The organism is Pseudomonas paraversuta (assembly GCF_904063065.1).
In the GTDB taxonomy this organism is placed as follows: Bacteria; Pseudomonadota; Gammaproteobacteria; order Pseudomonadales; family Pseudomonadaceae; genus Aquipseudomonas; species Aquipseudomonas paraversuta.
The window spans coordinates 237739-260787 of sequence record NZ_CAJFCL010000002.1 but is presented as its reverse complement, the minus strand read 5'-3'; the positions used below and the strand labels follow the sequence as shown (position 1 = coordinate 260787).

Genomic DNA, 23049 nt, shown 5'->3' with positions numbered 1-23049 from the left:
GTATTGCGAAAAAATCACACGCGCTCGATCACCATCGCCACGCCTTGGCCGACACCTACGCACAGGCTGACCACCGCATAACGCTGTTGCTGACGCTGCAAGGTACGGCAGGCACTCAGTACCAGCCGCGCACCCGATGCGCCCAGCGGATGGCCCATGGCAATTGCCCCGCCGTTGGGGTTGACCCGAGGGTCGTCGAAACTCAGTTCCAGGGCCTTGAGGCACCCCAGCACCTGTGGCGCGAAGGCTTCATTGATTTCGATCAGATCGACTTGCTCCAGGCCGATACCGGCCCGCTGCAACGCCACCACTATCGCCTGGTGCGGACCAATCCCCATGATCCGTGGCTCTACCCCGACCACCGCCGAGGACAGAATCCGCGCCATCGGCGCCACGCCATGGGCAAGGCCAATCTCTCGGTTGCCCAGCACCAGAGCGGCCGCGCCGTCGTTGATTCCCGAAGCGTTGCCTGCAGTGACCACCCCGCTCTCAAACAGGGGCTTGAGCCGCGATAACGCAGAGAAGTCGGACTGGGCCCGTGGATGCTCGTCGACACTTACCTGACGGGACTCACCCTTGCGCGCAGAAGGCACGTCTACAGCCATGATTTCGTCGTCCAGCACCCCTGCCAGCAAAGCCGCCTGATAACGGGACTGGGAGCCGGCGGCGAAGCGGTCGGCCTCCTCGCGGCTGATGTCGTACAGCCGGGCAAGGTTGTCGCCGGTCTGCGGCATGCTGTCATTGCCATAACGCTGTACCAGCCGGGGGTTGGCGAAACGGGCACCGATGGTGCTGTCCGCGATCTCCTGGCTGCGACTGAACGCAGTCTCGGCTTTGGAAATAACCAGTGGCGCCCGAGACATGCTCTCTACCCCGCCCGCCAGATACCAGCGACCCTCACCACAGGTAATGGCCCGGGCGGCATCGATCACTGCCGACAGACCACTGGCGCACAGGCGGTTGACCGTCTGCCCCGGCACCGTCATGGGCAAGCCGGCACTGAGCAAAGCATTGCGCGCCAGGTTGCGGCTGTCCTCGCCGGCCTGGTTAGTGCAGCCCAGAATCACGTCTTCCAGTGCTTGCACGGGCAGGCCCGAGGTCTGCACCAGACGGGCCAGCAGCTCACCCACCAGATCATCCGGGCGCACCGCCGACAGGCTGCCGCCATGGCGGCCAAAAGGCGTTCGCAAACCGCTGTAAACATAAGCCTCAAGCATGATTTATCTCCTGCTGAACAAGGTGGGCTGCGGGCAGCGGGTTTTCCGTCTGGCACAGCGCGATTCCCAGTCGCGCCCGGCGCCGCAACCAGCCGCTGGGGCGATAACGCGGGTCGCCGGTCAAGGCATGCATGCGCTGCAAAATCTGCAGCACCCGCCCGACGCCCAGCAGGTCGCCCCAGGCCAGTGGCCCCTGCGGATAACCAAGACCCAGGCGCACCGCGCCATCAATGTCAGCCACCGAGGCAATGCCCTGCTGGGCGATGTCGCAACCCAGATTGACGATGCAAGCCAGGGTGCGCTGCAGGATAAAACCGCAGCTGTCACCGATTACCACCACCGTGGCGCCATCGGCACTGAACAGGGCGTGGGCGACGTGTTGCATATCGACCCGGGTCACCGGAGTGGGCATCAGGCATCGCAGGTTATCCAGTTCCAGCAAGGTGTCGACCGCCACCGTGCGCGCCGGATCGGTGCCATGGCGCAGGGCCGACTCGGTGCAGTCATCACCCAGGGGCGCCAGCAGGCACAGGGCCTCGGCAGATGGCTGCGGACCATGCTCGATCCTGGCCCCCAGTTGCTCGAGCAACCTCAGCAGCCGGATTTTGCCGGTTTCATCATCACCTGCCACCCACACGGGCGGGATCTGCTTGCAGTCCGGTACCGGCTGGGCAAAGCGTGGCGCACCCGCCTTGCCCTGGTAACGATAAAAGCCCTGCCCGCTCTTGCGCCCCAGGTGCCCGCCCGCCAGCATCTGGTGCAACAGCGGATGGGGCCGGTAGCGCGGTTCCTGATAAAACTGGCGATATACCGATTCCATCACCGGCAGGCTGACATCCAGGCCAATCAGGTCGAGCAATTCGAACGGCCCCATCGCGAACCCGGCGCCGACCCTCAGCACCGCATCAATCAGGCCCGGCGGCGCCACCCCTTCACTGAGAATACGCAGCGCTTCGGTACCGAATGCCCGTCCGGCGTGGTTAACGATAAAGCCCGGCGAGTCCTTGCAGATCGCCGGACAGTGGCCGACATGGCGCACCAGCGCCTGTAACTGATCAATCACCTGCGGCGCGGTGGCGATACCGCCAATCACTTCGACGATGCGCATCAGGGGCACCGGATTAAAGAAGTGCAGCCCAGCCACCCGCTGCGGATGCGCGCAGACCGAAGCAATTGCCGTGATCGACAGAGACGAGGTGTTGCTTGCCAGCAGTGTCGCCGGATCGAGCAGCGCATCCAGTTGCCGGAACAGCTGCTGCTTGGCTTCCAGGTCCTCGACTATGGCCTCGATTACCACCTGGCAATCGTCCAGTTCCTGCAGGCTGTTGACCACCTGTACCCGATCCAGCGCCGCGCTGGCCGCCTGGGGGGTGATCCGGCCTTTTTGCCGGAGCATGGCGAAGGTCGACGCCAGTTGCTCCCGGGCGTTGGTGGCAGCACCCGGGCGCGTATCGAACAGCGATACCTTCAACCCGGCTTGAGCCATGACCTGAGCAATGCCCTGGCCCATGGCGCCCGTGCCGACCAGACCGATGGGTTGTTGTAATTGCATGCGCAGGACTCCGGTATTGGTAAGGAATCAGCCGCGCACAATGCCCGCGGCATAAAGTTTTTCGATCATCTGCGCGTCCAGCCCCATGCCCTGCAACACCTGGCGGGTGTCCTGCCCCAGGGCCGGAGGCGCGTTGCGATAGGTGGCCGGGGTACGCGAGAGCTTCACTGGCGAACCAATGCCGCGATAGTCACCGATCTCCACCAGCAGACCGCGATGCAAGGTGTGCGGGTGCGCAACCACGGTGTCGATGGTGGCAATGGAGCCGCAGGGCACACCGAGCTGGATCAGCTGCGGCGCCAGCGTCGCCCCGTCGTGCCGGGCCAGGAGCTTTTCCAGCGCCTGTTTCAAGGCCTCGCGGTGCACCGAACGGGCGCCGTTGTCGATAAAACGCGGGTCTTGTGGCAAGTCCCCGGCGCCCAGTTGTTCGCACAGTCTGGCAAACTGCCGATCGTTGCCCACGGCCAGAAAAATCGGCTCGCTGGCGGTGCGGTAACTGTCATAGGGCGCGATATTGGGGTGGGCATTGCCGGTACGCTGCGGAACCTTGCCGGCCGCCAGATAGTTCGGCACATGGGGGTGCAGCAATGACACACCGCAGTCGTAAAGGGTGATGTCCAGCGACTGGCCCAAACCGCTGCGATGACGTTCATTGAGCGCCAGCAGCACCCCCGCCAGCGCATTGAGCCCGGTGACCATGTCGACGATAGGCAGGCCAATGCGCAACGGGCCGCCATCGGCTTCGCCGTTGACACTCATCAGCCCGGCCATGGCCTGGATCACTGCGTCGTAACCTGGCAGGCCGCCCAGCGGGCCGTCGCCGCCAAAACCGGAGATCGCGCAGTGGATCAGCCCGGGAAAGCGCTGGCTCAGGACATCGGCGTAATCAATTCCCCAGCGCTTGAGGGTACCGGGTTTGAAGTTCTCGATCAGGACATCGGCGTCCTCCAGCAATTGCATCAGCAACCCGATGCCTTCGGGGCGGGACAAGTCCACTGCAATCCCCTGCTTGTTGCGATTGACCCCGCGGAAATAGGACGCGTCGTCACCCTCGAACGGCGGGCCCCAGCCGCGGGTTTCATCGCCGCTCAAGGGTTCCAGCTTGATTACCTCGGCGCCATGGTCGGCCAGCGCCTGAGAACAATAAGGGCCGCCCAGTACGCGGCTGAGGTCGATCACTTTGAGGCCGTCGAGGGCCCCTTTGGGAGTGCTCATAGATACGCTCTGATGAATATCGAATTCAATCTGATTTCCTGTAGAAACGAGCTTTTGCGCGGTATTTCCAAATGCTCGCGAGCAAGCTCGCTCCTACAGGGTTTTGGGTAACAGCTGCAGGGCGTCGGCTTGCGTCAGCGGGCTTTCATTGGCCAGACGCGCCAGCAGGCCGGCCTCGATTTCCGGCTCCGGGCTCAGCGGGTCCCGTGGCAACAGCTTGTGTTGCAGCAACAGGTGCGCCAGAGCCAGACGCCGGTAATCACCCGCCTGCCGGCTGCTTTCCCAGGCCATGAATATCGCCGTGGCAATGTGATAGAGCGCGCTGCCCGCCAACCGCACCTGCTCGTCCCGTTGCTCATGGGCCACCTCGGCCACTCTGGCAACGGTGCGTTGCAGCACGCCCTCGAACAGACGCTGGCTGGCCGCAGGCAACTGCGCTTCGGCCAGCAGGTTGGCGAGAAACAGCTGCAAGGGTTCCAGCGCCTGCTCGCGGGTCACGGCACGGGCGATATCCAGCGCCACGATATTGCTGGTGCCTTCCCAGATCGAACCCAGGTGGGCGTCGCGTACCAGTCGGGCATCGCTCCATTCTTCGATGTAACCCACACCGCCACGCACTTCCATGGCATCGCCGGTGACCCGGCGGGCGTCGCGGCAAGCGCGGAATTTGATCAGCGGCGTGAGGATGCGCACGCATTTGCGGGCGGCCTCGTCGCCGGCATCGGCCTTGGGCAGCAGCGTGGCAATTTGCATGAACATCGAACGAGCCTGTTCGGTGGGCAGCATCATTTTCAGCAACTGGCGCTGCATCAAGGGCATTTCGATCAGGTGCCGGCCAAAAGCCCGGCGGTTACGGGCAATGTACAGCGACTCGTTGATACCCCGGCGCATCAGCCCGGCCGCACGTACGCCGTTGGACAGACGCGACATGTTGATCATGTCGGCCATCTGCTGGAACCCGCGCCCGACCTCCCCGATCAGATACGCCGTGGCGCCCTCAAGGGTGATTTCGCCACTGGCCATGGAGCGGCTGCCAAGTTTGTCCTTGAGCCGTTGAATCCGGTAGGCATTGCGCGAGCCGTCCGGGCGCAGCTTGGGCAGCAGAAACAGGCTGACCCCTTTCATGCCCGATGGCGCATCGTCGGGACGGGCCAGCACCATGGCCAGGTCAGCATCGGGGTTGGAGCAAAACCACTTTTCCCCGAACAACTGCCACTCGCCATCGATCTGCCGGGCCCGGGTTTCAGTGCGCGACACATCGGAGCCTGCAGCCTGCTCGGTCATGAACATGGCGCCCTGGAACAGACTGTCGAAATCCTGGGACACCAGCGACGGCAAGTAACGCGCCTGCAGTTGCGGGGAGCCGAACTTGCGCAGGGTGCGGGTCAGGGAATCGGTCATGCTCACCGGGCAGCACAGGCCGAACTCGGCCTGTACAAACAGGTAGGTCAGCGCGTATTTCGACAGCGCCAGTGTGCCGTCCTCACGGTGGCTCATGGCAGCCAGGCCCAGTTCGGCGTAGGCCACCCGCTCCAGCGCGACGAAGTCCGGGTGTTTTTGGATGCTTTGCAGGTCTTCACCACGGCGGGTGCGGGGCAACAGTTTCGGCGGATTTTTGTCGGCCGACAGCGCCAGCAGATCCAGTTCGCCACCGGCTCTGGCGCCCAGTTTGCGCCAGGTCGGCAGCCAGTGGTCATAGACCGAGGCTGGCAGATACACCTTGAGCAGCGCGGCCAGCCCGGCATCGCAATCGAACAGGTTAAGCCCCCGGCTGTCGGGGATATTCAAGGGGTCGTAGGCGCGGTCTGGCTGGGTATCCATGGCAGTTCTCCTGATTCTTGTGGTCCAAGAGTAGGGTCGCCATCGATAAGTATCTAATACAAAGTTAATCAACTACGATAACCAAAAATTATCGTAAGCCGAGGCCAATCCCCATGGATCTCAAGCAACTGCGTTACTTTGTAGCTGTGGCCGAAGAGCTGCATTTTGGCCGAGCCGCCGCCCGCCTATTTATCTCCCAGCCAGCCCTGAGCTTCGACATCAAAAAGCTCGAAAGCCAGCTCGACATTCAGTTGCTCAACCGCAACAACAAGTCAGTGAGTCTGACCAATGCCGGTCAGGTGCTGCTCGACGAAGCCCGCTACCTGCTGCTGCGGGCCGAACAGGCCAGGCACCTGACCCGGCGCTCGGCCCAGGGTTTTGTCGGGCGCCTGAGTGTCGGCTTCGTCAACTCGATCCTGCATCGCGGCCTGCCACAGGCGGTCAGGATTTTCGAGCAGCAGCACCCCGACACCGAAATCGTATTGATGGAAATGAACAGTGCCGAGCAGGTCCAGGCCTTGCAGCGCGGGCAGATCGATATCGGCTTCGTGCACCGCAGCAAATTCCCCGAAAGCATCTGCTGCGAGCCGGTGCTGCGCGAGCCGTTCCTGTGCTGCCTCCCCGACTCGCACCGGCTGGCGGGTCAGGAGCGAATCGATCTGCAGGACCTTGCGGACGAAGATTTCATTCTGTTCCCGCGCAACGTGTCTCCCCACTATCACGACCTGATCATTGCCCACTGCGTGGCCGCCGGTTTCAGTCCGCGAATCCGCCATGAAACCCGGCTCTGGCAAACCGTGGTGTCTATGGTGGCCTACAACCTGGGCGTGGCGCTGGTACCCCAGACCCTGGCTGCAACCTGGAAACAGGGGGTGCACTATTGCCAAATCAACGGCAGCGGCGCGCACTCCGAAATTCATGCCATTCGCCAGGCCACGTTGCCCTCGGCGGCGGCACAAAGCCTGCTGGAGCTGTTCAAGGCCCAGCAACAGAACTGCCGCTAAAGCCTTTCGACGATACGAAATCACGTATCAAACAATAAAATTTAATCATTATTTTTTTCAATTCTGCCTGTATAGGCTCCAGCCATCAGACCTCCTCGCCCGCCTGGAGGCTGATGTGCCGTGCAAGCCTCTCCAGGTGTTCGGGAGAGGACATAGACCAATAATAATGAGCAGGAAAAAACTATGAATGCCACCCAGGAAGTTGCCGCCCACAAAAGAGCCCGCAAGGCCGGAGTGGCCTCGTTCATCGGTACGACCATCGAGTGGTATGACTTTTATGCCTACGGCATTGCCGCTGCTCTGGTGTTCGGCAAAGTGTTCTTTCCCGCCGACCTGAACCCCGGCACCGCCACCATGCTGTCGTTTCTTACTTTGTGGGCCGGGTTTATCGCGCGCCCCATAGGCGGCATTATCTTCGGTCACCTGGGTGACAAGATCGGGCGCAAGACCACCCTGGTCATCACCCTGGTGATGATGGGCGTGGCCACCACCTGCATCGGCCTGTTGCCCACCTATCTGCAAATTGGTATCTGGGCCCCGATCGCACTGGTGGTGCTGCGGGTCATTCAGGGAATCGCGGTGGGTGGCGAATGGGGCGGTGCCATTCTGATAGCCAGCGAGAATGCGCCCAAGGGCAAGGGCATCCTGTATGCCGCTTTCGCCCAGCAGGGGTCCCCCGCCGGCAACCTGCTGGCGACCATCGTGTTCTTCGCCCTCAGCGCCCTGCCGGTCTCGGACTTCATGCTCTGGGGCTGGCGCATTCCGTTCCTGCTCTCCGCAGCACTGGTGATCGTCGGCATGGTGATTCGTCTCAAGCTCGAAGAGTCGGATGACATGAAGCGCCTGATGGAACAAAAGAAGACCGTCAAACTGCCCGTTGTGGCCGTGCTGCGCGACCACTGGCGGATTGTGCTGCTGTGTGCCGGCGTCCTGCCGATCATCCATGTCACTTACTTCAAGAGTACCTTTGCCCTGTCCTGGGCCACCAAGGAACTGGGCTACGCCCAAAGCACCTTTCTCAGCGTGATCATCATTTCTCTGGTGGTGCAGTTCCTGGTCCAGCCGTTCGGCGCGGTGCTGGTGTCAAAGATCGACATGCGCAAGGCCGTGGCCTTTATGGTGATCCCGGAGCTGTTGCTGATGCCGGCGATGTTCCTCGCGGTGGAAACCAAAATCTACTGGATCGCCGTGCTCGGCATGTGCCTGGCGACCATTCCCCATTCGATGTTTTACGGTGCAGTGGGCGGCATCCTGGCCCGGGCCTTCCCGACCAAGGTGCGCTACAGCGGACTGTCGGTCTCCTATCAACTGTGCTCATTGCTGGTGGGCGGTGCGACCCCGGTGCTGGCCCAGGGCATTCTCAACTCCACCGGCAGCATCATAGGCGTGGCGATTGCCTCGGCCTGCTACGCCCTGGTTTCGCTGGTGTGCATGCTGATGCTGCTCAAGCGTATTGGCCATACGGCCTCAGAACTGTCGACGGCCGAGCAGGCCGATGCCGATGAACTGGCACTTGATAGCGGCCCGGCACCCCGGTCGCAGCCGCGTACGGCGACAGACACCGGGGCAAAAAATGTCCTGACACCCATCGCAGCCACCCATACACCGGGGATTTGAATGAACGCCAACTATCTGCTTGCAGTGCTCGCCACGCTGACCGTCAACGCCAGCGCCGATCCGGCCAAAGTCGACGCCCAGGTGGTCTATACCAATGCCAATGTACTGACCGTGGACAAGGACAACAGTACGGCCCGGGCCGTTGCGGTGCGCGACGGGAAAATCCTCGCGGTGGGCGAGTCCGACGCCCTCGCCCGCTACATCGGGCCCGATACCCGGGTGGTGGATCTGCACGGCAAGACCATGATCCCCGGGATCTATGATGCCCACAGTCATTTTGCCAGTTCGAAAATCACCGGGACCTTTGTCGCCGACCTCAACAGCCCGCCCATCGGCGATGTGCGCAACATCGAAGATATCGTCGCGCGCCTCAAGGCCCAGCAGGCCAAGGTCGGCCCCGGGGACTGGATCAGCGGCGCCGGCTATGACGACACCCTGCTGGCCGAAAAGCGCCACCCGACCCGTGCCGATCTCGACCGGGTGTCCAGCACCCGGCCGATTTACATCACCCATGTCTCGGGGCATCTCACGGTCGCCAACAGTGCCGCTCTGGCCCTGGCCGGCATCACCGCCAGTACCCCCAACCCGCCGGGCGGGGTGATCCGCAAGGATGCCGACGGCCAGCCCAATGGCGTGCTGGAAGAGTCGGCCCTGGCTCTGGTGGGCAAACTGCGCCCGGCCCTGACCGAGCCCCTGCAACGGGAAGGCATCCGTCTTGCCGGCCAGTGGTATGCCGCCCACGGCGTGACCACCGCCAATCACGGCGCCGGCACCACCCCGGCACTGCTGAAAATGCTTGAAGATGCGGTGCAGGCCAAAGAATTGCCTATCCGGGTGATGACCTGGAGCAGCCTGGAAACCATGGACGCGGTGGACCAAGTTGCGCTGCCCAGCGGCATGATCAAGGTCGGCGGAGTCAAGGAGTTTTCGGACGGTTCAATTCAAGGCTATACAGGCTACCTGAGCGAGCATTACCACACCCCGTTCAATAACGACCTGACCTACCGCGGCTTCCCCCGTTTCAGCCGTGAGGAGCTGGCAGCCCGGGTGCTGGCCGTGCACAAATCCGGGCGCCAGATGATGATCCATGCCAATGGCGATGCGGCGATCGACGATGTGCTTTATGCCTATCGCAAGGCCCAGGAAACCTACCCGAGGGAGGATGCTCGGCAAGTGATCATCCACTCGCAGATGATGCGCGAAGATCAGCTCGACGAGGTCAAGCGACTCAATATAATTCCTTCGTTCTTCGTGCTGCACACCTACTACTGGGGCGACCGCCATCGCGATATATTCATCGGCAAGGACCGCGCGGAGCGCATCAGCCCCGCCCGTTCCGCCCAGGACAGAGGCCTGCGCTACACCATCCATACCGATACCCCCATCGTGCCGATGGAGCCGATGCGCCTGATCTGGTCGGCGGTGAACCGGGTGACCACCGGCGGCAAGGTGCTGGGTGCCGCGCAGCGTGTACCGGTGGCCGATGCCCTGCGCGCCACCACAATCAACGCGGCCCGGCAGAACTTCGAAGAGCAGGAGCGCGGCTCGATTGAGGTCGGCAAATACGCAGACCTGGTGGTCCTGTCGGACGACATTGCGACAGTCGACCCGATGAACATCAAGGACATCAAAGTGCTGGAAACCATCGTCGAGGGTAAATCCGTGTACCAGGCTCACGACTGATATTACTGGCCGCTCCCACCAAGCCTGGGCGTTGCACACAACCTGGATTACCCCGCGGTGGCCTCACCGCCATCGCTGGCAAGCCAGCTCCCACAGGTACCGGGGAGCCGCATCACTCCACCCTTTGTGGGAGCCGGGCTTGCCCACGATGGCAGCACCGCGGTCCGGCAGTCATGTCGAATTGTCTGCATCGCTGGCAAGCCAGCTCCCACAGGTACCGGGGAGCCACACCACTCCACCCTTTGTGGGAGCCGGGCTTGCCCGCGATGGCAGCACCGCGGGCCGGCAGTCATGTCGAATTGTCTGCATCGCTGGCAAGCCAGCTCCCACAGGTACCGGGGAGCCGCACCACTCCACCCTTTGTGGGAGCCGGGCTTGCCCGCGATGGCAGCACCGCGGGCCGGCAGTCATGTCGAATTGTCTGCATCGCTGGCAAGCCAGCTCCCACAAAGCCCGGGCGTTGCACAAAACCTGTATGAGCGATCAAAAGCGCGGTTTGACTGCCTTCCACTCAAGCTTGTAACGCTGCATCTGCTTCACGTCATCGCGCTGGCGAATGCCGCAGCTGAGGAACTGGTCATGCAATCTGGCCAATTGCCCGTAGTCCAGTTCCAGCCCCAGACCCGGAGCCCGCGTGACTTTCACGCAACCGTCGACAATCGGCACTTTGCCACCCTTGATCACCTCTTCGTCCGGCTCCTGCCAGGGGTAATGGGTGTCGCAGGCATAGTCCAGGTTAGGCACCGAGGCCGCGACATGGGCCATGGCCATCAGGCTGATGCCCAAATGCGAGTTGGAGTGCATGGACACGCCCAGACCAAAGGTCTGGCACATTTTGGCCAGCACCTGGGTGTCACGCAGCCCGCCCCAGTAATGGTGGTCGGCCAGCACAATCTGTGTGCTGTTGAGGGCCACGCTGCGGCGGAACTCATCGAAGTCGGTGACCACCATGTTGGTTGCCAGTGGCAAGCCGGTGCGCCGGTGCAATTCGGCCATGCCCTCCAGACCCGGGGTCGGGTCTTCGTAATACTGCAGATCGTCACCCAGCAATTGCGCCATGCGAATGGCCGTTGGTAACGACCAGTTGCCATTCGGATCAATGCGCAGCGGGTAGCCGGGAAAAGCTTTTTTCAGCGCCTTGATGCACTCCACTTCCTGCTCCGGGGGCAGTGTCCCGGCCTTGAGCTTGATGCTTTTGAAGCCGTAGTCCTCAATCATGCGCCGGGCCTGGGCGACGATTTGTGCTTCGTTCAGTGCCTCGCCCCAGGCGTCGGCCTTGTAGGGTGAATCAATATGCTCGGCGTATTTGAAGAACAGGTAGGCACTGAAGGGAATCTCATCGCGCACCGCGCCGCCGAGCAGGTCCACCAGCGGCACCTTCAGGTAATGCGCCTGCAGGTCAAGAAACGCCACTTCAAAGGCCGAATAGGCGTTGCTCACCGCTTTGCTGGCATGGGAGCCGGGGGCCAGTTCCGCCCCCGCCATGCTCCGCGGTTTATTGGCCGCCACTGTGGCCTGCACAATGGCCCGCAACTGATTGAGATTGAACGGATCGAGACCTATGAGTTGCTCCTGCAACTGCTGCTGGATGGCCAGTGCCGGAGCATCGCCGTAGCTCTCGCCCAGGCCAATGTAGCCATTGTCGCTCTCGATCTCGATGATCGAGCGCAGGGCAAAGGGTTCATGAATGCCGCTGGCATTGAGCAGCGGCGGGTCCCGGAAAGCGATGGGGGTGACAGTGACGCGTTGGATTTTCAAGAAGCGGCTCCTGCTGGATCAGTTTTCAAAGGGTTATGCCGGGACGGGGTAATGGCTGCGCAGGCCTCGGGCTGGCTGGCAAGGGACTGATTGCGCGGGGTCATACGGACAAAAAAGATCACCGCTGCCGCCACCAGTGAGGTGGCCGCCAACCCGTACAGGCCGCCTTCGATAGAGCCGGTGCTCTGCTCCAGAAAACCGAACGCGGTGGGCGCCACAAACCCGCCCAGATTGCCGATGGAGTTGATCAGGGCAATTACCGCGGCAGCGATGCGCGCATCGAGGTAGCCCTGTGGAATCGGCCAGAACAAAGCCGAGGCGGCCTTGAAGCCAATGGCCGCAAAACAGATGGCAACGAAGGCGAATACCGGCCCGCCGATGGTGGACATGAACATGCCCAGCGCCGCGATTACCAGAGTCAGCGCCACCCAGGCCTGCTGGTGTTTCCATTTGCTGGCCAAAGCCGCGAAGCCGTACATCGCGACGATGGAAATCAGCCACGGAATCGAGTTGAACAGCCCGACTTGAAAGTCGCCGAAGCTGCCCATCTTTTTGATCATGCTCGGCAGCCAGAACGTCGCACCATAGATGGTCAGGGCAATCGAGAAATAGATAAAACAGAACAGCGCGATCTGTTTGTCGGCCAGCAATTTGAACATCGACGGCCTGACCGTCTGCACGCTTTCCCGGGCCTGCTGCTCCAGTGCGATGGCCCCCAGCAATGCAGCCTTCTCTTCTTCGCTCAGCCATTTCGCCTGGCGTGGATGCGACTGCAGCCAGAACCAGACGAAGGCACAGAGCACGATCGAGGCAAAGCCTTCAATCAGGAACATCCATTGCCAGCCATGCAGGCTCATGCCGCTGACATTGAGCAGCGCCCCGGACACCGGCCCCGAGATCACCGAAGCAATGGCCGAGCCGCTGAGAAAGATCGCCATGGCTTTGCCGCGTTCGGTCGACGGCAGCCATTGGGTGAAGTAGTAAATGATCCCGGGAAAGAACCCCGCTTCAGCGGCGCCGAGAATAAAGCGCAATACATAGAAACTGGTTTCGCCGCGCACAAAGGCCATCGCCATTGCCGCTGCGCCCCAGGTAAACATGATGCGTGTCAGCCAGGCGCGGGCGCCATAGCGTTGCAGCAGCAGGTTGGAGGGCACTTCGAATATCGCGTAACCAATAAAGAACAGCCCGGCCCCCAGGCCATAGGCGGCAGCGCCAATGCCCAGGTCGGTTTCCAGGTGGCTGCGGACAAAGCCGATATTGACCCGGTCGATGTAGTTGACGATGAACATCACCACAAACAGGGGCAGGACATGACGCTTGACCTTGGCCGCGGCGCGGGCAAGCACCGTGGGGTCTGGCAGACTCTGGAGGGTATTCAAGGGGGACTCCCGATCATTGTTTTTTTAGGGACAGGGCGATCATGGACGCGGACATTGTTCCCGGTCTAATCTAACTTGGCACTGGATTGATACCGGAATTAGATCAATGTTCGAACTGACCCAACTGCGTTGCTTCACCACGGTGGCCACCGAGCTCAACTTCCGGCGTGCCGCCGAGCGGCTGAATATGACCCAGCCGCCCCTCAGCCGACAGATTCAACTGTTGGAGCATCACCTGGGAGTCGAGCTGTTCACCCGTACCACCCGCAGCGTCGCCCTGACCGCTGCCGGGCGGGCATTTTTCATCGAAGCCCAGAACTTGCTGGAACGCGCCCAACAAGCTGCGATCACCGCGCGGCGCTTCGCTGAAGGCGACATTGGCACGGTCAATATCAGTTTCGTCGGTAGCGCAGTGTATGAATTTTTGCCCAAGGTCATCGCCGAGGCCCGGCTCAAGCAGCCCCAGGTCAAAATTGATCTGTCAGAGATGAACACCTATCAGCAACATGAAGCGTTACGCGCGTGGCGCATCGACCTTGGCATCGCCCGCGCGCCCCTGCTGGAGCCCGGCTACGCCACTGAATGCCTGGTGCGCGAGCCGTTCGTGCTGGCGGTGCCCGGCAGCCACCCACTGGCCAGCGCTGCAAGCGTGAATGTCAAAGACCTCGATGCACAGCCCTTCCTGATGTACTCCCATGCCGCCTACCCGCCCTTCAACGAACTGCTGACCGGCACCCTGCGCTCTGCCCGCGTGACCCCGCAGTACGTGCAGTGGCTGGGCTCGTCACTGACCATTCTGGCGCTGGTCAATGCGGCGATGGGCCTGGCCCTGGTGCCGCGTTGCGCCTCCAGCGTGGCGTTCAAGAATGTGGTGTTTCGCGATATCGATCTGGGCGAAGGGGTGCAGAGCGAACTGCATCTGATCTGGCGCGAAAACAATGACAACCCGGCATTCGCGATGTTGCTGGAAGGGATACGGCGGGCAGCGCGGGACGGCTGGGGCCTGTAGGCATTGAGGGACAAGACGCTACCGGCGATGCACCCTGACGGGCACCGCAAGCACCCATAAACTGATTGACAGGACAATGATAGCCACCTAACAATCCGACAAAGAGGTACGACAACATACAACAATAAGGAAACCTTCTGATGCTGCGAGCTACGCCCCTGAAAACCTTGACTGGCGCCGTGCTTATGAGCCTGACTCAGCTGAGCTGGGCCAGTACCTATGTCTACGTGTCCAACGCCACCGATGGCACCCTGAGCAGTTATACGTTGACTGCACAGGGTCAACTGCACCCCCTGGCCACCACCGAAGCCGGCCCGGGGGTGATGCCCCTGGCCCTGAGCCCCGATCACAGCAAGCTCTATGCGTCCATTCGCGGCAAACCCTATGCCATGGCCACCTTCGCCATCGATCCTGAAAACGGTGCACTCAAGCACCTGAAGAACTCGACCGTGGCCGACAGCCTGGCCTATATCTCGACCGACAAGAACGGCCATTACCTGTTTGGCGCCTCGTACGGCGAGGATCTGGTCAGCGTCAATATGATCAATGCCGACGGCATCGTGACCGATGACGTGCAGCAGGTGATCAAGACCGGGCCTAACGCCCATTCGATCATTGTCGATGGCACCAACCGTTTCGTGTACGCCGCCAATCTGGGCGCCGATCGCCTGCTGGAGTTCAAATTCGATGCCGCCAGCGGCAAACTCACGCCCCTGGGTCAGGTTCAGTTGCCTGAAGGCAGCGGTCCGCGTCATCCAGTGATTTCGGCAGACAACCGTTTCCTCTATTTGCTTAACGAAATGGCCGGCAGCGTCACCACCTTTGCCATCGACCCGAAAACCGGACGCCTGACCGAGCTCGGCGATGTCAGTGCAATACCGGCGGACTCCGGCCTGGTACGCGGTGTCGCCCGCCCGATGATCAAACCCGGCCAGCCGACCCCGCCGCCACTGGCGTCCAATCTGATCTGGGCCGCCGATATCAAGCTGACCCCGGACGCACGCCACCTCTACACCTCCGAGCGCACTGGCAGCACGGTCAGCGTGTTTGCCATCGACAGCAAGACGGGGCTGCCCGGCTTTGTGCAGAACATTAAAGTCGAGCAACAACCACGGGGCATTGCGCTAGATCCCTCGGGACAATGGTTGCTGGTGAGCGGGGAGAAAAGCCCGCAGGTCGGGGTGTACGCCATTAACCCTGAAGACGGCACCCTCTCGCGCCACGCCACTGCACCTTCGGGCAAGGGCGCGAACTGGGTGCAGGTGGTGAGCTACCCCTGATATTGCCCGGGCAGCGAGCCTTCAGATAAAGCTGCGGGGTTCACGCAACAAGGGTTCCAGTTCTCTTGCGGGTAACGGCCGGCAAAACAGGAACCCTTGCAACTGGTCGCAACCGTTGTCGCTCAAAAACGCCAGCTGATCGCGGGTTTCCACGCCTTCGGCGATGACTTTCATATCAAGACTGCGGGCCAGTTCAATGATGGTGCGGGCAATCGCTGCATCCTGCGGGTTACGGGTGATTTCGCGGATATAGGAGATGTCAATTTTCAGCTTGTCGATGGGAAAACGCACCAGCGAAGCCAGGCTCGAATAGCCCGTGCCAAAGTCATCGATGGAGATGTTGATCCCGATTTCCTTGAGTTTTAACAAGCTGGCGATGGTGCGCGGCGTATTCACCATCAGCGAGCTCTCGGTGAGCTCGACTTCCAGCCATTTGGCGTCAACCCGGTGCGCGCCGAGGGACTGCTGAATGTCATGGATCAGGTCGCCCTCGAGCAACTGCTGAGCCGATACGTTCACCGCCACCGGCACCACATCCAGACCGGCGCGCTGCCAGTTGGCAATTTGCCGGCAGACCGTGTCGATGACCCACTGCCCGACCTCGGAGATGAGCCCCAGGCTCTCAAGCACGGGAACAAAAACCCCCGGCGAGATAGTCACCAGCCCCGGTCGGTACCAGCGCAATAGCGCCTCCACCCCGCAAATCTGACCGTCAGCCAGACCGATTTTGGGTTGGTAAACCAAATCCAGAGCCTGCTTGCGCACCGCGTCGCGCAATGCCGCTTGCATCTGCTGCTGCTCGATATCCAGCGCTGTGAAATGCTCGATCGCACTGGTGCGGTTGATCTCGGTACTGGCCTTGTGGCTCAGACCGGACCCGGAGGAGTCTCGTTCAACATGCCGTTCCAGCACAGGGTCAACCCGAAAGTCGCCAAATGCCTTGAGCCTTAACTGGTTACGCACCCGCACCCACAGTTCGGTATTGGACACCGGCTTGCTGAGGAAGTCCTCGGCCCCGGCCTCCAGGCCAGAGATGCGGGCACTTTGATCCCCGGGCTCGGAGAGCATGATGATCGGGATATTGGCGGTCAAACTGTTGCTCTTGAGCTGGCGGGCAACTTCATAACCATCCATGCCCGGCATTTTGATATCCAGCAGGATCAGATCCGGTATGTGTTGCTGTGCGACAGTCAGCGCTTCTGCGCCGCAGCTGGAGGTAAGCGTGTAGTAACCCTGATTGAGCAACAGGGTGTCGAGCAAGGTGCGCATCTGGACTTCATCGTCAACGATCAACAGTGTGGCGGGCACAGTGGACATGTAAAGCCCTCAAGGGAAGAGGCTGTTTCTACCTCGCGGACTGCCTTGTCCATCGTTGAGAATCGCCGGTTAGAGAATGAGTAAAGCACCCTTGAGGGCATTACTCCACGGGCTCATCTCAATGTTTTGATCCTCCCCTGGCGGCAGTCTCCAGCAGCTGCTGAAAGCTCGGGCACTCCACATGACTGGCCGCAGGGCAGACCGCTGCACGCCTCAGTTCATCCCGTGCGGCACTGAGCCGGACAATCACCTGCTCCAGCTCATCGGCCTTTGCCAACAGCTGCGCGCGATCAAGCGCCGGCCTGCCATCGGCGCTGACCATATGTGCGATGTCATCCAGTGAAAAAGTCAGTGACTGGGCGAGCGCGATCAATGACAGTTTTTCCAGCACATCCGCGCAAAACACCCGGCTCAAGCCCCGTCGTCCTATGGAGCGGATCAGCCCTTTCTCTTCGTAGTAGCGCAAAGTCGATGCCGCGACACCCGAACGCCTTACCACCTCTCCAATGACCAGCTCTTTCATGCTTGACCTCAAGTCGGCTTGAACTTGCACACTTGTCAATTCAAGCAATCAGAAGACACGACAGGCAAGGGATAATTGAAATGACCATGGTTGAAATCATTATTAACGCAGCCGCCCTGGGTATAGGCGCGACCCTATTCATGGACCTTGTGGCCGCGATCAAAACCCGCGCCTTCAAGATCCCGTCCCTCGACTACCGGCTCGTCGGCCGCTGGCTGGGGCATATGCTGCAGGGGCAATTCCGTCACACCTCGATTGCAGCCGCCGCCCCAATGCGCAATGAACGCCTTGCTGGCTGGGTTTTTCACTACCTGACCGGCATCATTTTCGCCGCAGCACTGGTGGCCGTTGCCGGCAGCGCCTGGCTCCAACACCCGAGCCTGCTGCCCGCCCTGATTACCGGCGTCATCAGCGTCACTGCGCCCTGGCTGATCATGCAACCCGCCTGGGGCATGGGCATTGCTGCTGCAAACACCCCCAAACCCTGGGTGGCGCGACAAAGAAGCCTGGTCACCCACCTGACCTTCGGCCTTGGGCTGTATATAACCGGCCTGGCCTTGGTCAAATACCTCTAAGACAGCAACCAACACCGATCACCTTTTGTGGGAGTCGGGCTTGCCCGCGATGGCTTCACCGCGGTCCGACAGGTATGCCGAGTTGCCTGCATCGCTGGCGAGCCAGCTCCCACAGATACCGGGGAGCCACACCATTCCACCCTTTGTGGGAGCCGGGCTTGCCCGCGATGGCTGCACCGCAGTCCGGCAGGCATGTTGAGTTGTCTGCATCGCTGGCAAGCCAGCTCCCACAGGTACCGGGGAACCACACCACTCCACCCTTTGTGAGAGTCGGGCTGCCCGCGATGGCAGCACCGCAGTCCGGCAGGTATGCCGAGTTGTCTGCATCGCTGGCAAGCCAGCTCCCACAGATCACCCTTATGTGAGAGCCGGGCTTGCCCGCGATGGCTGCACCGCGGTCCGGCAGGTATGCCGAGTTGTCTGCATCGCTGGCAAGCCAGCTCCCACAGATCATCCTTATGTGAGAGTCGGGCTTGCCCGCGATGGCTGCACCGCGGTCCGGGAGGTATGCCAAGTTGTCTGCATCGCTGGCAAGCCAGCTCCCACAGATACCGGGGAGCCACACCACTCCACCCTTTGTGGGAGCCGGGCTTGCCCGCGATGGCAGCGCCCCGGTCCGGCAGGTATGTCGAGTTGTCTGCATCGCTGGCAAGCCAGCTCCCACAGGTACCGAGGAACCACACCACTCCCCCCTTTGTGGGAGTCGGGCTTGCCCGCGATGGCAGTGCCGCGGTCCGGCAGGCATGTCGAGTTGTCTGCATCGCTGGCAAGCCAGCTCCCACAGGTACCGGGGAACCACACCACTCCACCCTTTGTGGGAGCCGGGCTTGCCCGCGATAGCTGCGCCGCGGTCCGGCAGGTGTGTCGAGTTGTCTGCATCGCTGGCGAGCCAGCTCCCACAGGTACCGGGGAGCCATACCACTCCACCCTTTGTGGGAGCCGGGCTTGCCCGCGATGGCAGCGCCGCGGTCCGACAGGTATGTCGAATTGTCTGCATCGCGGTCCGGCAGGTATGTCGAGTTGTCTGCATCGCTGGCGAGCCAGCTCCAACAGATAGCGGGGAGCCGCACCTAGGACACCCGCCACAGCTGATCCAGTCGGGTGGTGTAGCCCTGACTCATCAACTCCCGGCGCATGCCCCAGGTTGGATTCACCGGCACGCTGGCAGCCCGTAGCGTGCCCCTGCCCCAACGCTGATTAATCGCATCCAGCACCGACATCACCCGGGTCGCCTCCGCCGGCTGATTAAGCGCAAACAAATCATCGGAGAACTCTCCCGGCTGGCGCAGGTCCAGCAACATCACTTCAGCCTTGCTGTACCTGAAACCCGGCTGAAACACGCTATCCACAGCATCAACCGCGGCCTTGGTCAGCAGCCGTACATCATCGGTCGGGTATGGCAATGTCACTACCACCCCCTTGGCATACTTGGCTTCGTCAGGGTTGAACATGCCCGTGCGAATACTTACCCGCACCTTGGTGCAATAGGAGTTCTGCGCGCGGAGCTTTTCTGAAGCCCGCATCATATAAGTGGCCACCGCCTCTTTAATTGGCGCCACGCTGGTCAGACGCTTGCCAAACATGCGACTGCAGCAGATTTCCTGCCTGGGAGGATCAGGTTCGTCCAGCTCCAGGCACGGCGTGCCCGACAGCTCCCGGGCGGTTTTCTCGATTACCACACTGAACCTCTTGCGCAGCATCCACGGCTCAGCGCTGGCCAGGTCCATGGCCGTGCGAATCCCCATCCCCTGCAGATGAGCCGTCATACGCCGCCCTACTCCCCACACCTCGCTCACCGCCGTATTACGCAATACCCAGTGCCGCTGATGCTCACCACACAGATTGACCACCCCGCCGGTTTGCTCCTGTAAGCGTTTGGCCGTGTGATTGGCCAGCTTGGCCAGGGTTTTGGTGTGCGCAATCCCGACCCCGACCGGGATCCCCGTGCACTGCAGGACACGGCTGCGCAACTGGCAACCCATGGCGCTGGCATCGGCAATACCGGTCAAATCGGCAAAACACTCATCGATGCTATAGACCTCCACCGCCGGCACCTGCGCCTCGATCAGGCTCATCACCCGCTCGCTCATGTCGCCATACAGCGCATAGTTCGACGAAAATGCCACGATACCCAGCTGCTCCAGCCGGTGCTTGATCTGAAAGTACGGCTCACCCATCTTGATGTGGGGTTTGGCGTCATAACTGCGGGCGATGACGCAGCCATCGTTATTGCTCAGCACCACAATCGGCACTTTCGCCAGATCCGGGCGAAACACCCGCTCGCAACTGGCATAAAAGCTGTTGCAATCGATCAGGGCGAACACCGGATCGCACTTAATGGCCATGGTTGCGCACGCTATAGGTGATCACGCCCCAGATCGAAAGGTCATCGCCTTCCATCACATAGCGATCCGGGTATCTGGGGTTCTCTGAACCCAGAATGACCCTCTTGCCCCGCAGGCACAGACGCTTGCAGACCGGATCATTATTGAGCAGCGCGACCACCACATGCCCGTGGGCAGGCTCGATGGAGCGGTCAACCACTGCCACATCCCCGGCAAAAATCCCGACGCCCTGCATGCTGTCGCCATCGATCGTCACCAGATAAACATGCGGAGCCCGCACGTTAAGCACTTCATCCAGCGAGATTTGCTTATCCATATGATCCGTCGCCGGTGACGGAAACCCGGCAGGAATCTTGAACGAGCACATCGGCAGGCGAATGCCACCTTCAGCAAGAGGACCCAAAACAGTGAAGCCCATGACACGCGCCCTTTAGTTAGCTGTATGTATATACAGTTAACTGTGTAGAGCGAATCCGGTCAATTGTACAGGCCGAGATTTCGACGGATGGATCATGGCTATACCCCGGGCATCAGCTTTCAAGCAACGTAGTGGCCCGGCTGAGATTGATTGCTGGGGGACCAACACAACACGGTTCCATGTACCGCAGACAGCAGCTGTGGGCTGTCATTTCCGCAAACGCAAAAATACCCGCGCAGACGGTCTATCCTCAGTAAGGAGCAAGACGCAGGGGCTGTCGCAAGTTTGTAACTTTCGGGGGTTATACGGGTAGTACAGCAAAAGGAATCCAAAAATGATCTGGATCACCGTTATTTGCACTGTCGTCACCGTCACCCTCCTTGGCGCCCTGATAAATGCCTGGCGGATCCACCTCAATAAAAACGTGGAACTTCACTGACAGACGGGCACCCGTGAAAACTGCGACCGCAGTCATGCCGGCAGCCGAACTGTCTTTCGCTACACAGCAAAGCCTCAGCGCAAACCTGTTTGTCTCAAAACGGGCAATGACACCCAATAAATTCAAGAAAAAACAACTCGAATCCAGCCCTGATAGTGGCTTTTTGATATTGCGCTCACCTCTTTATAATCCCTTGCGTCTCGCGAAATCCCCCGCCGCTTTAATATGCAATTCACCATAAATTTAGGAGTTGTCCTATATACAAAGGCGCTTCTTTATTGACGCTCATACTACGAAACGATTAATCTCCCTGCCCTCAGAACATGGAAGACTCTCGGATCCCGGCTTTACCGCGCGGGATTCTGCATTTCCTGAAAATGAATTCCCCGGTGCATTCATTTGCTCGGCTCTGCTTTGCGGTAAACATATTGAAGCCTCGTTCCTCGCTCCAGATTCAAAAATCGGTGATCTTCGCCCTGGTGCTGCGCGAAGCCCGGGCACGTTTTGGCGTGCGCCGCATGGGCGCCGTATGGACTCTCGTCGAGCCCATATGCCACCTGCTTATCTTCAGTATTTTATTCGCGATCATTCGTGGGCGTACCGTCGCTGACGTTGAGTACCCGGTATTTGTCCTGGTCGGGATGGCTCCCTTCCTGCTCTATCGCAACACCGCCTTGCGCCTGATGGACAGCCTGCGGGAAAACCGCTCGCTGTTCGGCTACAAGCAAATCAAGCCTCTGGACACCTATGTCGCCCGGGTACTGGTGGAAACCTGCATCAGTGCCACGGTGTACGCGATTCTGGTATTTGCTTTCGCGTGGTACGGCTTCGACATGTCGGTGGCCAACCCGCTGATGTGGGTGGCGACACTGGCCCTGGGCCTGTTGTTTGCGTTTAGCCTGGGCATGGTGCTGGCATTGATCACCCATGCCCTGCCCAGCCTGAAGGTGGTCATTCGCATGGCCTTTTTCCCGCTGTATTTCATTTCCGGCGTATTGGTACCTGCTGCTTACCTGCCACAAGCGATGATGCCGGTGTTGCTGCTAAACCCTTTCCTGCACATTGTCGAGCTGATCCGCGCTGAGGTCTTGCCGCACTACACCCCCGTGGATGGCGTGTCGGAAGGTTACGTGATCTGCATCACGATAGTGCTGCTGTTTATTGCCATGGGTAGCTATCGCGCACGCCGCTTGCACCTGGTTTCCACGAAGAACGGATGAGTACAGGCCAACGTGTTCGAACTTAGAAACGTTACCAAATCCTACTTGACTCCGAAGGGACGTCGGTATGTGTTCCGCAACCTCTCGTTGTCGATTCCGCCAGGCAAGAATATCGGCCTTATCGGACGCAACGGTGCAGGCAAATCGACCCTGATGCGCCTGCTTGGCGGTGCCGATATTCCTGACTCCGGGTCCGTTGCTACAGACCGGAGTATTTCCTGGCCGGTAGGCTTGACGGGCGGTTTTCAAGGCAGCATGACCGGCCGGGAAAACATCAAGTTTGTCTGCCGCGTCTACGGCGCAATGGGCGACGACATGCGCGACAAGATCCGCTACGTTCAGGAATTTGCCGAAATCGGCGACTGGATCGACGAGCCCATCAAGACCTATTCCTCCGGAATGCGCTCTCGAGTGGCCTTTGGCCTGAGCATGGCCTTCGATTTTGATTACTACCTGATCGACGAAGTGATGTCCGTCGGCGATGCACAGTTCAAACGTAAATGTGCCGACGTATTCCAGGAAAAATTACAGCAGTCAAAAGTCGTGCTGGTGACCCACAACATGAATGAAGTTAAAAAAATCTGCGACATCGTACTGCTGGTTCGCAATGGCGAGATCCAGGTTTACGAAGACGTAGCCGAAGGCATCAAAGCCTACAACGCCTGACTTCATAC

General features: G+C 60.5%; 18 protein-coding genes. 8 read left to right on the top strand and 10 right to left on the bottom strand.

Translation table 11 applies throughout. From position 1 onward, the window contains the following. Positions 1 to 14 precede the first annotated feature (14 nt). The 4 genes from JQ845_RS04245 to JQ845_RS04230 all read right to left on the bottom strand — a co-directional run bounded on the left by JQ845_RS04245 (position 15) and on the right by JQ845_RS04230 (position 5805). On the bottom strand, positions 15 to 1217 hold the full coding sequence (locus JQ845_RS04245) for a 3-oxoadipyl-CoA thiolase (RefSeq protein WP_203008445.1): 1203 nt from the start codon (positions 1215 to 1217) through the stop codon (positions 15 to 17). Then, positions 1210 to 2769 carry a 3-hydroxyacyl-CoA dehydrogenase gene (locus tag JQ845_RS04240; RefSeq protein ID WP_003445956.1) on the bottom strand — a complete coding sequence of 520 codons (1560 nt, stop codon included), beginning with the start codon at positions 2767 to 2769 and terminating at the stop codon, positions 1210 to 1212. Before JQ845_RS04240 ends, JQ845_RS04245 begins: the two co-directional genes overlap by 8 nt. 27 nt (positions 2770 to 2796) lie before the next feature. Further along, positions 2797 to 3984: a CaiB/BaiF CoA transferase family protein gene (locus JQ845_RS04235; protein WP_203008443.1), complete on the bottom strand. Its 1188-nt coding sequence runs from the start codon at positions 3982 to 3984 to the stop codon at positions 2797 to 2799. A 93-nt stretch (positions 3985 to 4077) separates the two neighbouring features. Continuing rightward, positions 4078 to 5805, bottom strand: a complete 1728-nt coding sequence (locus JQ845_RS04230; RefSeq protein WP_203008441.1) for an acyl-CoA dehydrogenase family protein — start codon at positions 5803 to 5805, stop codon at positions 4078 to 4080. 113 nt (positions 5806 to 5918) lie between these two features. On the opposite strand from JQ845_RS04230, the gene JQ845_RS04225 reads away from it, so the two are divergent. The 3 genes from JQ845_RS04225 to JQ845_RS04215 all read left to right on the top strand — a co-directional run bounded on the left by JQ845_RS04225 (position 5919) and on the right by JQ845_RS04215 (position 10109). Beyond that, positions 5919 to 6809, top strand: a complete 891-nt coding sequence (locus tag JQ845_RS04225) for a LysR family transcriptional regulator (protein WP_003445970.1) — start codon at positions 5919 to 5921, stop codon at positions 6807 to 6809. Between the two features lie 183 nt (positions 6810 to 6992). Continuing rightward, complete coding sequence (locus JQ845_RS04220; protein ID WP_003445975.1) at positions 6993 to 8426, top strand: MFS transporter; 1434 nt, start codon at positions 6993 to 6995, stop codon at positions 8424 to 8426. Beyond that, positions 8427 to 10109 carry an amidohydrolase gene (locus tag JQ845_RS04215; RefSeq protein ID WP_003445976.1) on the top strand — a complete coding sequence of 561 codons (1683 nt, stop codon included), beginning with the start codon at positions 8427 to 8429 and terminating at the stop codon, positions 10107 to 10109. A 483-nt stretch (positions 10110 to 10592) separates the two neighbouring features. On the opposite strand, the gene JQ845_RS04210 is transcribed toward JQ845_RS04215, so the two are convergent. Both JQ845_RS04210 and JQ845_RS04205 read right to left on the bottom strand, forming a co-directional pair. Next, positions 10593 to 11867, bottom strand: a complete 1275-nt coding sequence (locus JQ845_RS04210) for a glucarate dehydratase family protein (protein ID WP_203008432.1) — start codon at positions 11865 to 11867, stop codon at positions 10593 to 10595. Beyond that, positions 11864 to 13249, bottom strand: coding sequence for an MFS transporter (locus JQ845_RS04205; protein WP_003445984.1), 1386 nt, complete (start codon positions 13247 to 13249; stop codon positions 11864 to 11866). Before JQ845_RS04205 ends, JQ845_RS04210 begins: the two co-directional genes overlap by 4 nt. A gap of 106 nt (positions 13250 to 13355) precedes the next feature. On the opposite strand from JQ845_RS04205, the gene JQ845_RS04200 reads away from it, so the two are divergent. Then, positions 13356 to 14258, top strand: a complete 903-nt coding sequence (locus JQ845_RS04200) for a LysR family transcriptional regulator (protein ID WP_003445985.1) — start codon at positions 13356 to 13358, stop codon at positions 14256 to 14258. A gap of 140 nt (positions 14259 to 14398) precedes the next feature. After that, positions 14399 to 15538, top strand: coding sequence for a lactonase family protein (locus JQ845_RS04195; protein ID WP_203008430.1), 1140 nt, complete (start codon positions 14399 to 14401; stop codon positions 15536 to 15538). 21 nt (positions 15539 to 15559) lie between these two features. Here JQ845_RS04195 and JQ845_RS04190 read toward each other — a convergent pair whose 3' ends face one another. Continuing rightward, the gene (locus JQ845_RS04190; RefSeq protein WP_202210804.1) at positions 15560 to 16855 is read right to left on the bottom strand and encodes a GGDEF/EAL domain-containing response regulator; all 1296 of its coding nucleotides are present in this window, start codon (positions 16853 to 16855) and stop codon (positions 15560 to 15562) included. Positions 16856 to 16973: 118 nt separating this feature from the next. After that, positions 16974 to 17378 carry a helix-turn-helix domain-containing protein gene (locus JQ845_RS04185; RefSeq protein WP_003445988.1) on the bottom strand — a complete coding sequence of 135 codons (405 nt, stop codon included), beginning with the start codon at positions 17376 to 17378 and terminating at the stop codon, positions 16974 to 16976. Positions 17379 to 17458: 80 nt separating this feature from the next. On the opposite strand from JQ845_RS04185, the gene JQ845_RS04180 reads away from it, so the two are divergent. Continuing rightward, positions 17459 to 17953 (top strand): DUF2938 domain-containing protein, encoded by a 495-nt coding sequence (locus tag JQ845_RS04180; protein ID WP_203008428.1) that lies wholly within the window; start codon positions 17459 to 17461, stop codon positions 17951 to 17953. Between the two features lie 1070 nt (positions 17954 to 19023). On the opposite strand, the gene umuC is transcribed toward JQ845_RS04180, so the two are convergent. Both umuC and JQ845_RS04170 read right to left on the bottom strand, forming a co-directional pair. Continuing rightward, positions 19024 to 20298, bottom strand: a complete 1275-nt coding sequence (gene umuC / locus JQ845_RS04175; protein ID WP_203008426.1) for a translesion error-prone DNA polymerase V subunit UmuC — start codon at positions 20296 to 20298, stop codon at positions 19024 to 19026. Next, the gene (locus tag JQ845_RS04170; protein WP_003446004.1) at positions 20288 to 20716 is read right to left on the bottom strand and encodes a LexA family protein; all 429 of its coding nucleotides are present in this window, start codon (positions 20714 to 20716) and stop codon (positions 20288 to 20290) included. Before JQ845_RS04170 ends, umuC begins: the two co-directional genes overlap by 11 nt. Before the next feature lie 867 nt (positions 20717 to 21583). Between JQ845_RS04170 and JQ845_RS04165 the strand changes: the two genes are divergently transcribed. After that, a complete protein-coding gene (locus JQ845_RS04165) occupies positions 21584 to 22375 on the top strand; it encodes an ABC transporter permease (protein ID WP_029612954.1) in 792 nt (263 codons plus the stop codon). A gap of 69 nt (positions 22376 to 22444) precedes the next feature. After that, positions 22445 to 23041, top strand: coding sequence for an ABC transporter ATP-binding protein (locus JQ845_RS04160; protein WP_232286879.1), 597 nt, complete (start codon positions 22445 to 22447; stop codon positions 23039 to 23041). Positions 23042 to 23049: the final 8 nt, after the last annotated feature.

Coding starts and splice junctions, on each gene's coding strand:
- JQ845_RS04170 (WP_003446004.1), bottom strand. CDS start 20,716: ATGGGCTTCACTGTTTTGGGTCCTCTTGCTGAAGGTGGCATTCGCCTG.
- JQ845_RS04240 (WP_003445956.1), bottom strand. CDS start 2,769: ATGCAATTACAACAACCCATCGGTCTGGTCGGCACGGGCGCCATGGGC.
- JQ845_RS04190 (WP_202210804.1), bottom strand. CDS start 16,855: ATGTCCACTGTGCCCGCCACACTGTTGATCGTTGACGATGAAGTCCAG.
- JQ845_RS04200 (WP_003445985.1), top strand. CDS start 13,356: ATGTTCGAACTGACCCAACTGCGTTGCTTCACCACGGTGGCCACCGAG.
- JQ845_RS04220 (WP_003445975.1), top strand. CDS start 6,993: ATGAATGCCACCCAGGAAGTTGCCGCCCACAAAAGAGCCCGCAAGGCC.
- JQ845_RS04245 (WP_203008445.1), bottom strand. CDS start 1,217: ATGCTTGAGGCTTATGTTTACAGCGGTTTGCGAACGCCTTTTGGCCGC.
- JQ845_RS04180 (WP_203008428.1), top strand. CDS start 17,459: ATGACCATGGTTGAAATCATTATTAACGCAGCCGCCCTGGGTATAGGC.
- JQ845_RS04195 (WP_203008430.1), top strand. CDS start 14,399: ATGCTGCGAGCTACGCCCCTGAAAACCTTGACTGGCGCCGTGCTTATG.
- JQ845_RS04230 (WP_203008441.1), bottom strand. CDS start 5,805: ATGGATACCCAGCCAGACCGCGCCTACGACCCCTTGAATATCCCCGAC.
- JQ845_RS04185 (WP_003445988.1), bottom strand. CDS start 17,378: ATGAAAGAGCTGGTCATTGGAGAGGTGGTAAGGCGTTCGGGTGTCGCG.
- JQ845_RS04225 (WP_003445970.1), top strand. CDS start 5,919: ATGGATCTCAAGCAACTGCGTTACTTTGTAGCTGTGGCCGAAGAGCTG.
- JQ845_RS04235 (WP_203008443.1), bottom strand. CDS start 3,984: ATGAGCACTCCCAAAGGGGCCCTCGACGGCCTCAAAGTGATCGACCTC.
- JQ845_RS04215 (WP_003445976.1), top strand. CDS start 8,427: ATGAACGCCAACTATCTGCTTGCAGTGCTCGCCACGCTGACCGTCAAC.
- umuC (WP_203008426.1), bottom strand. CDS start 20,298: ATGGCCATTAAGTGCGATCCGGTGTTCGCCCTGATCGATTGCAACAGC.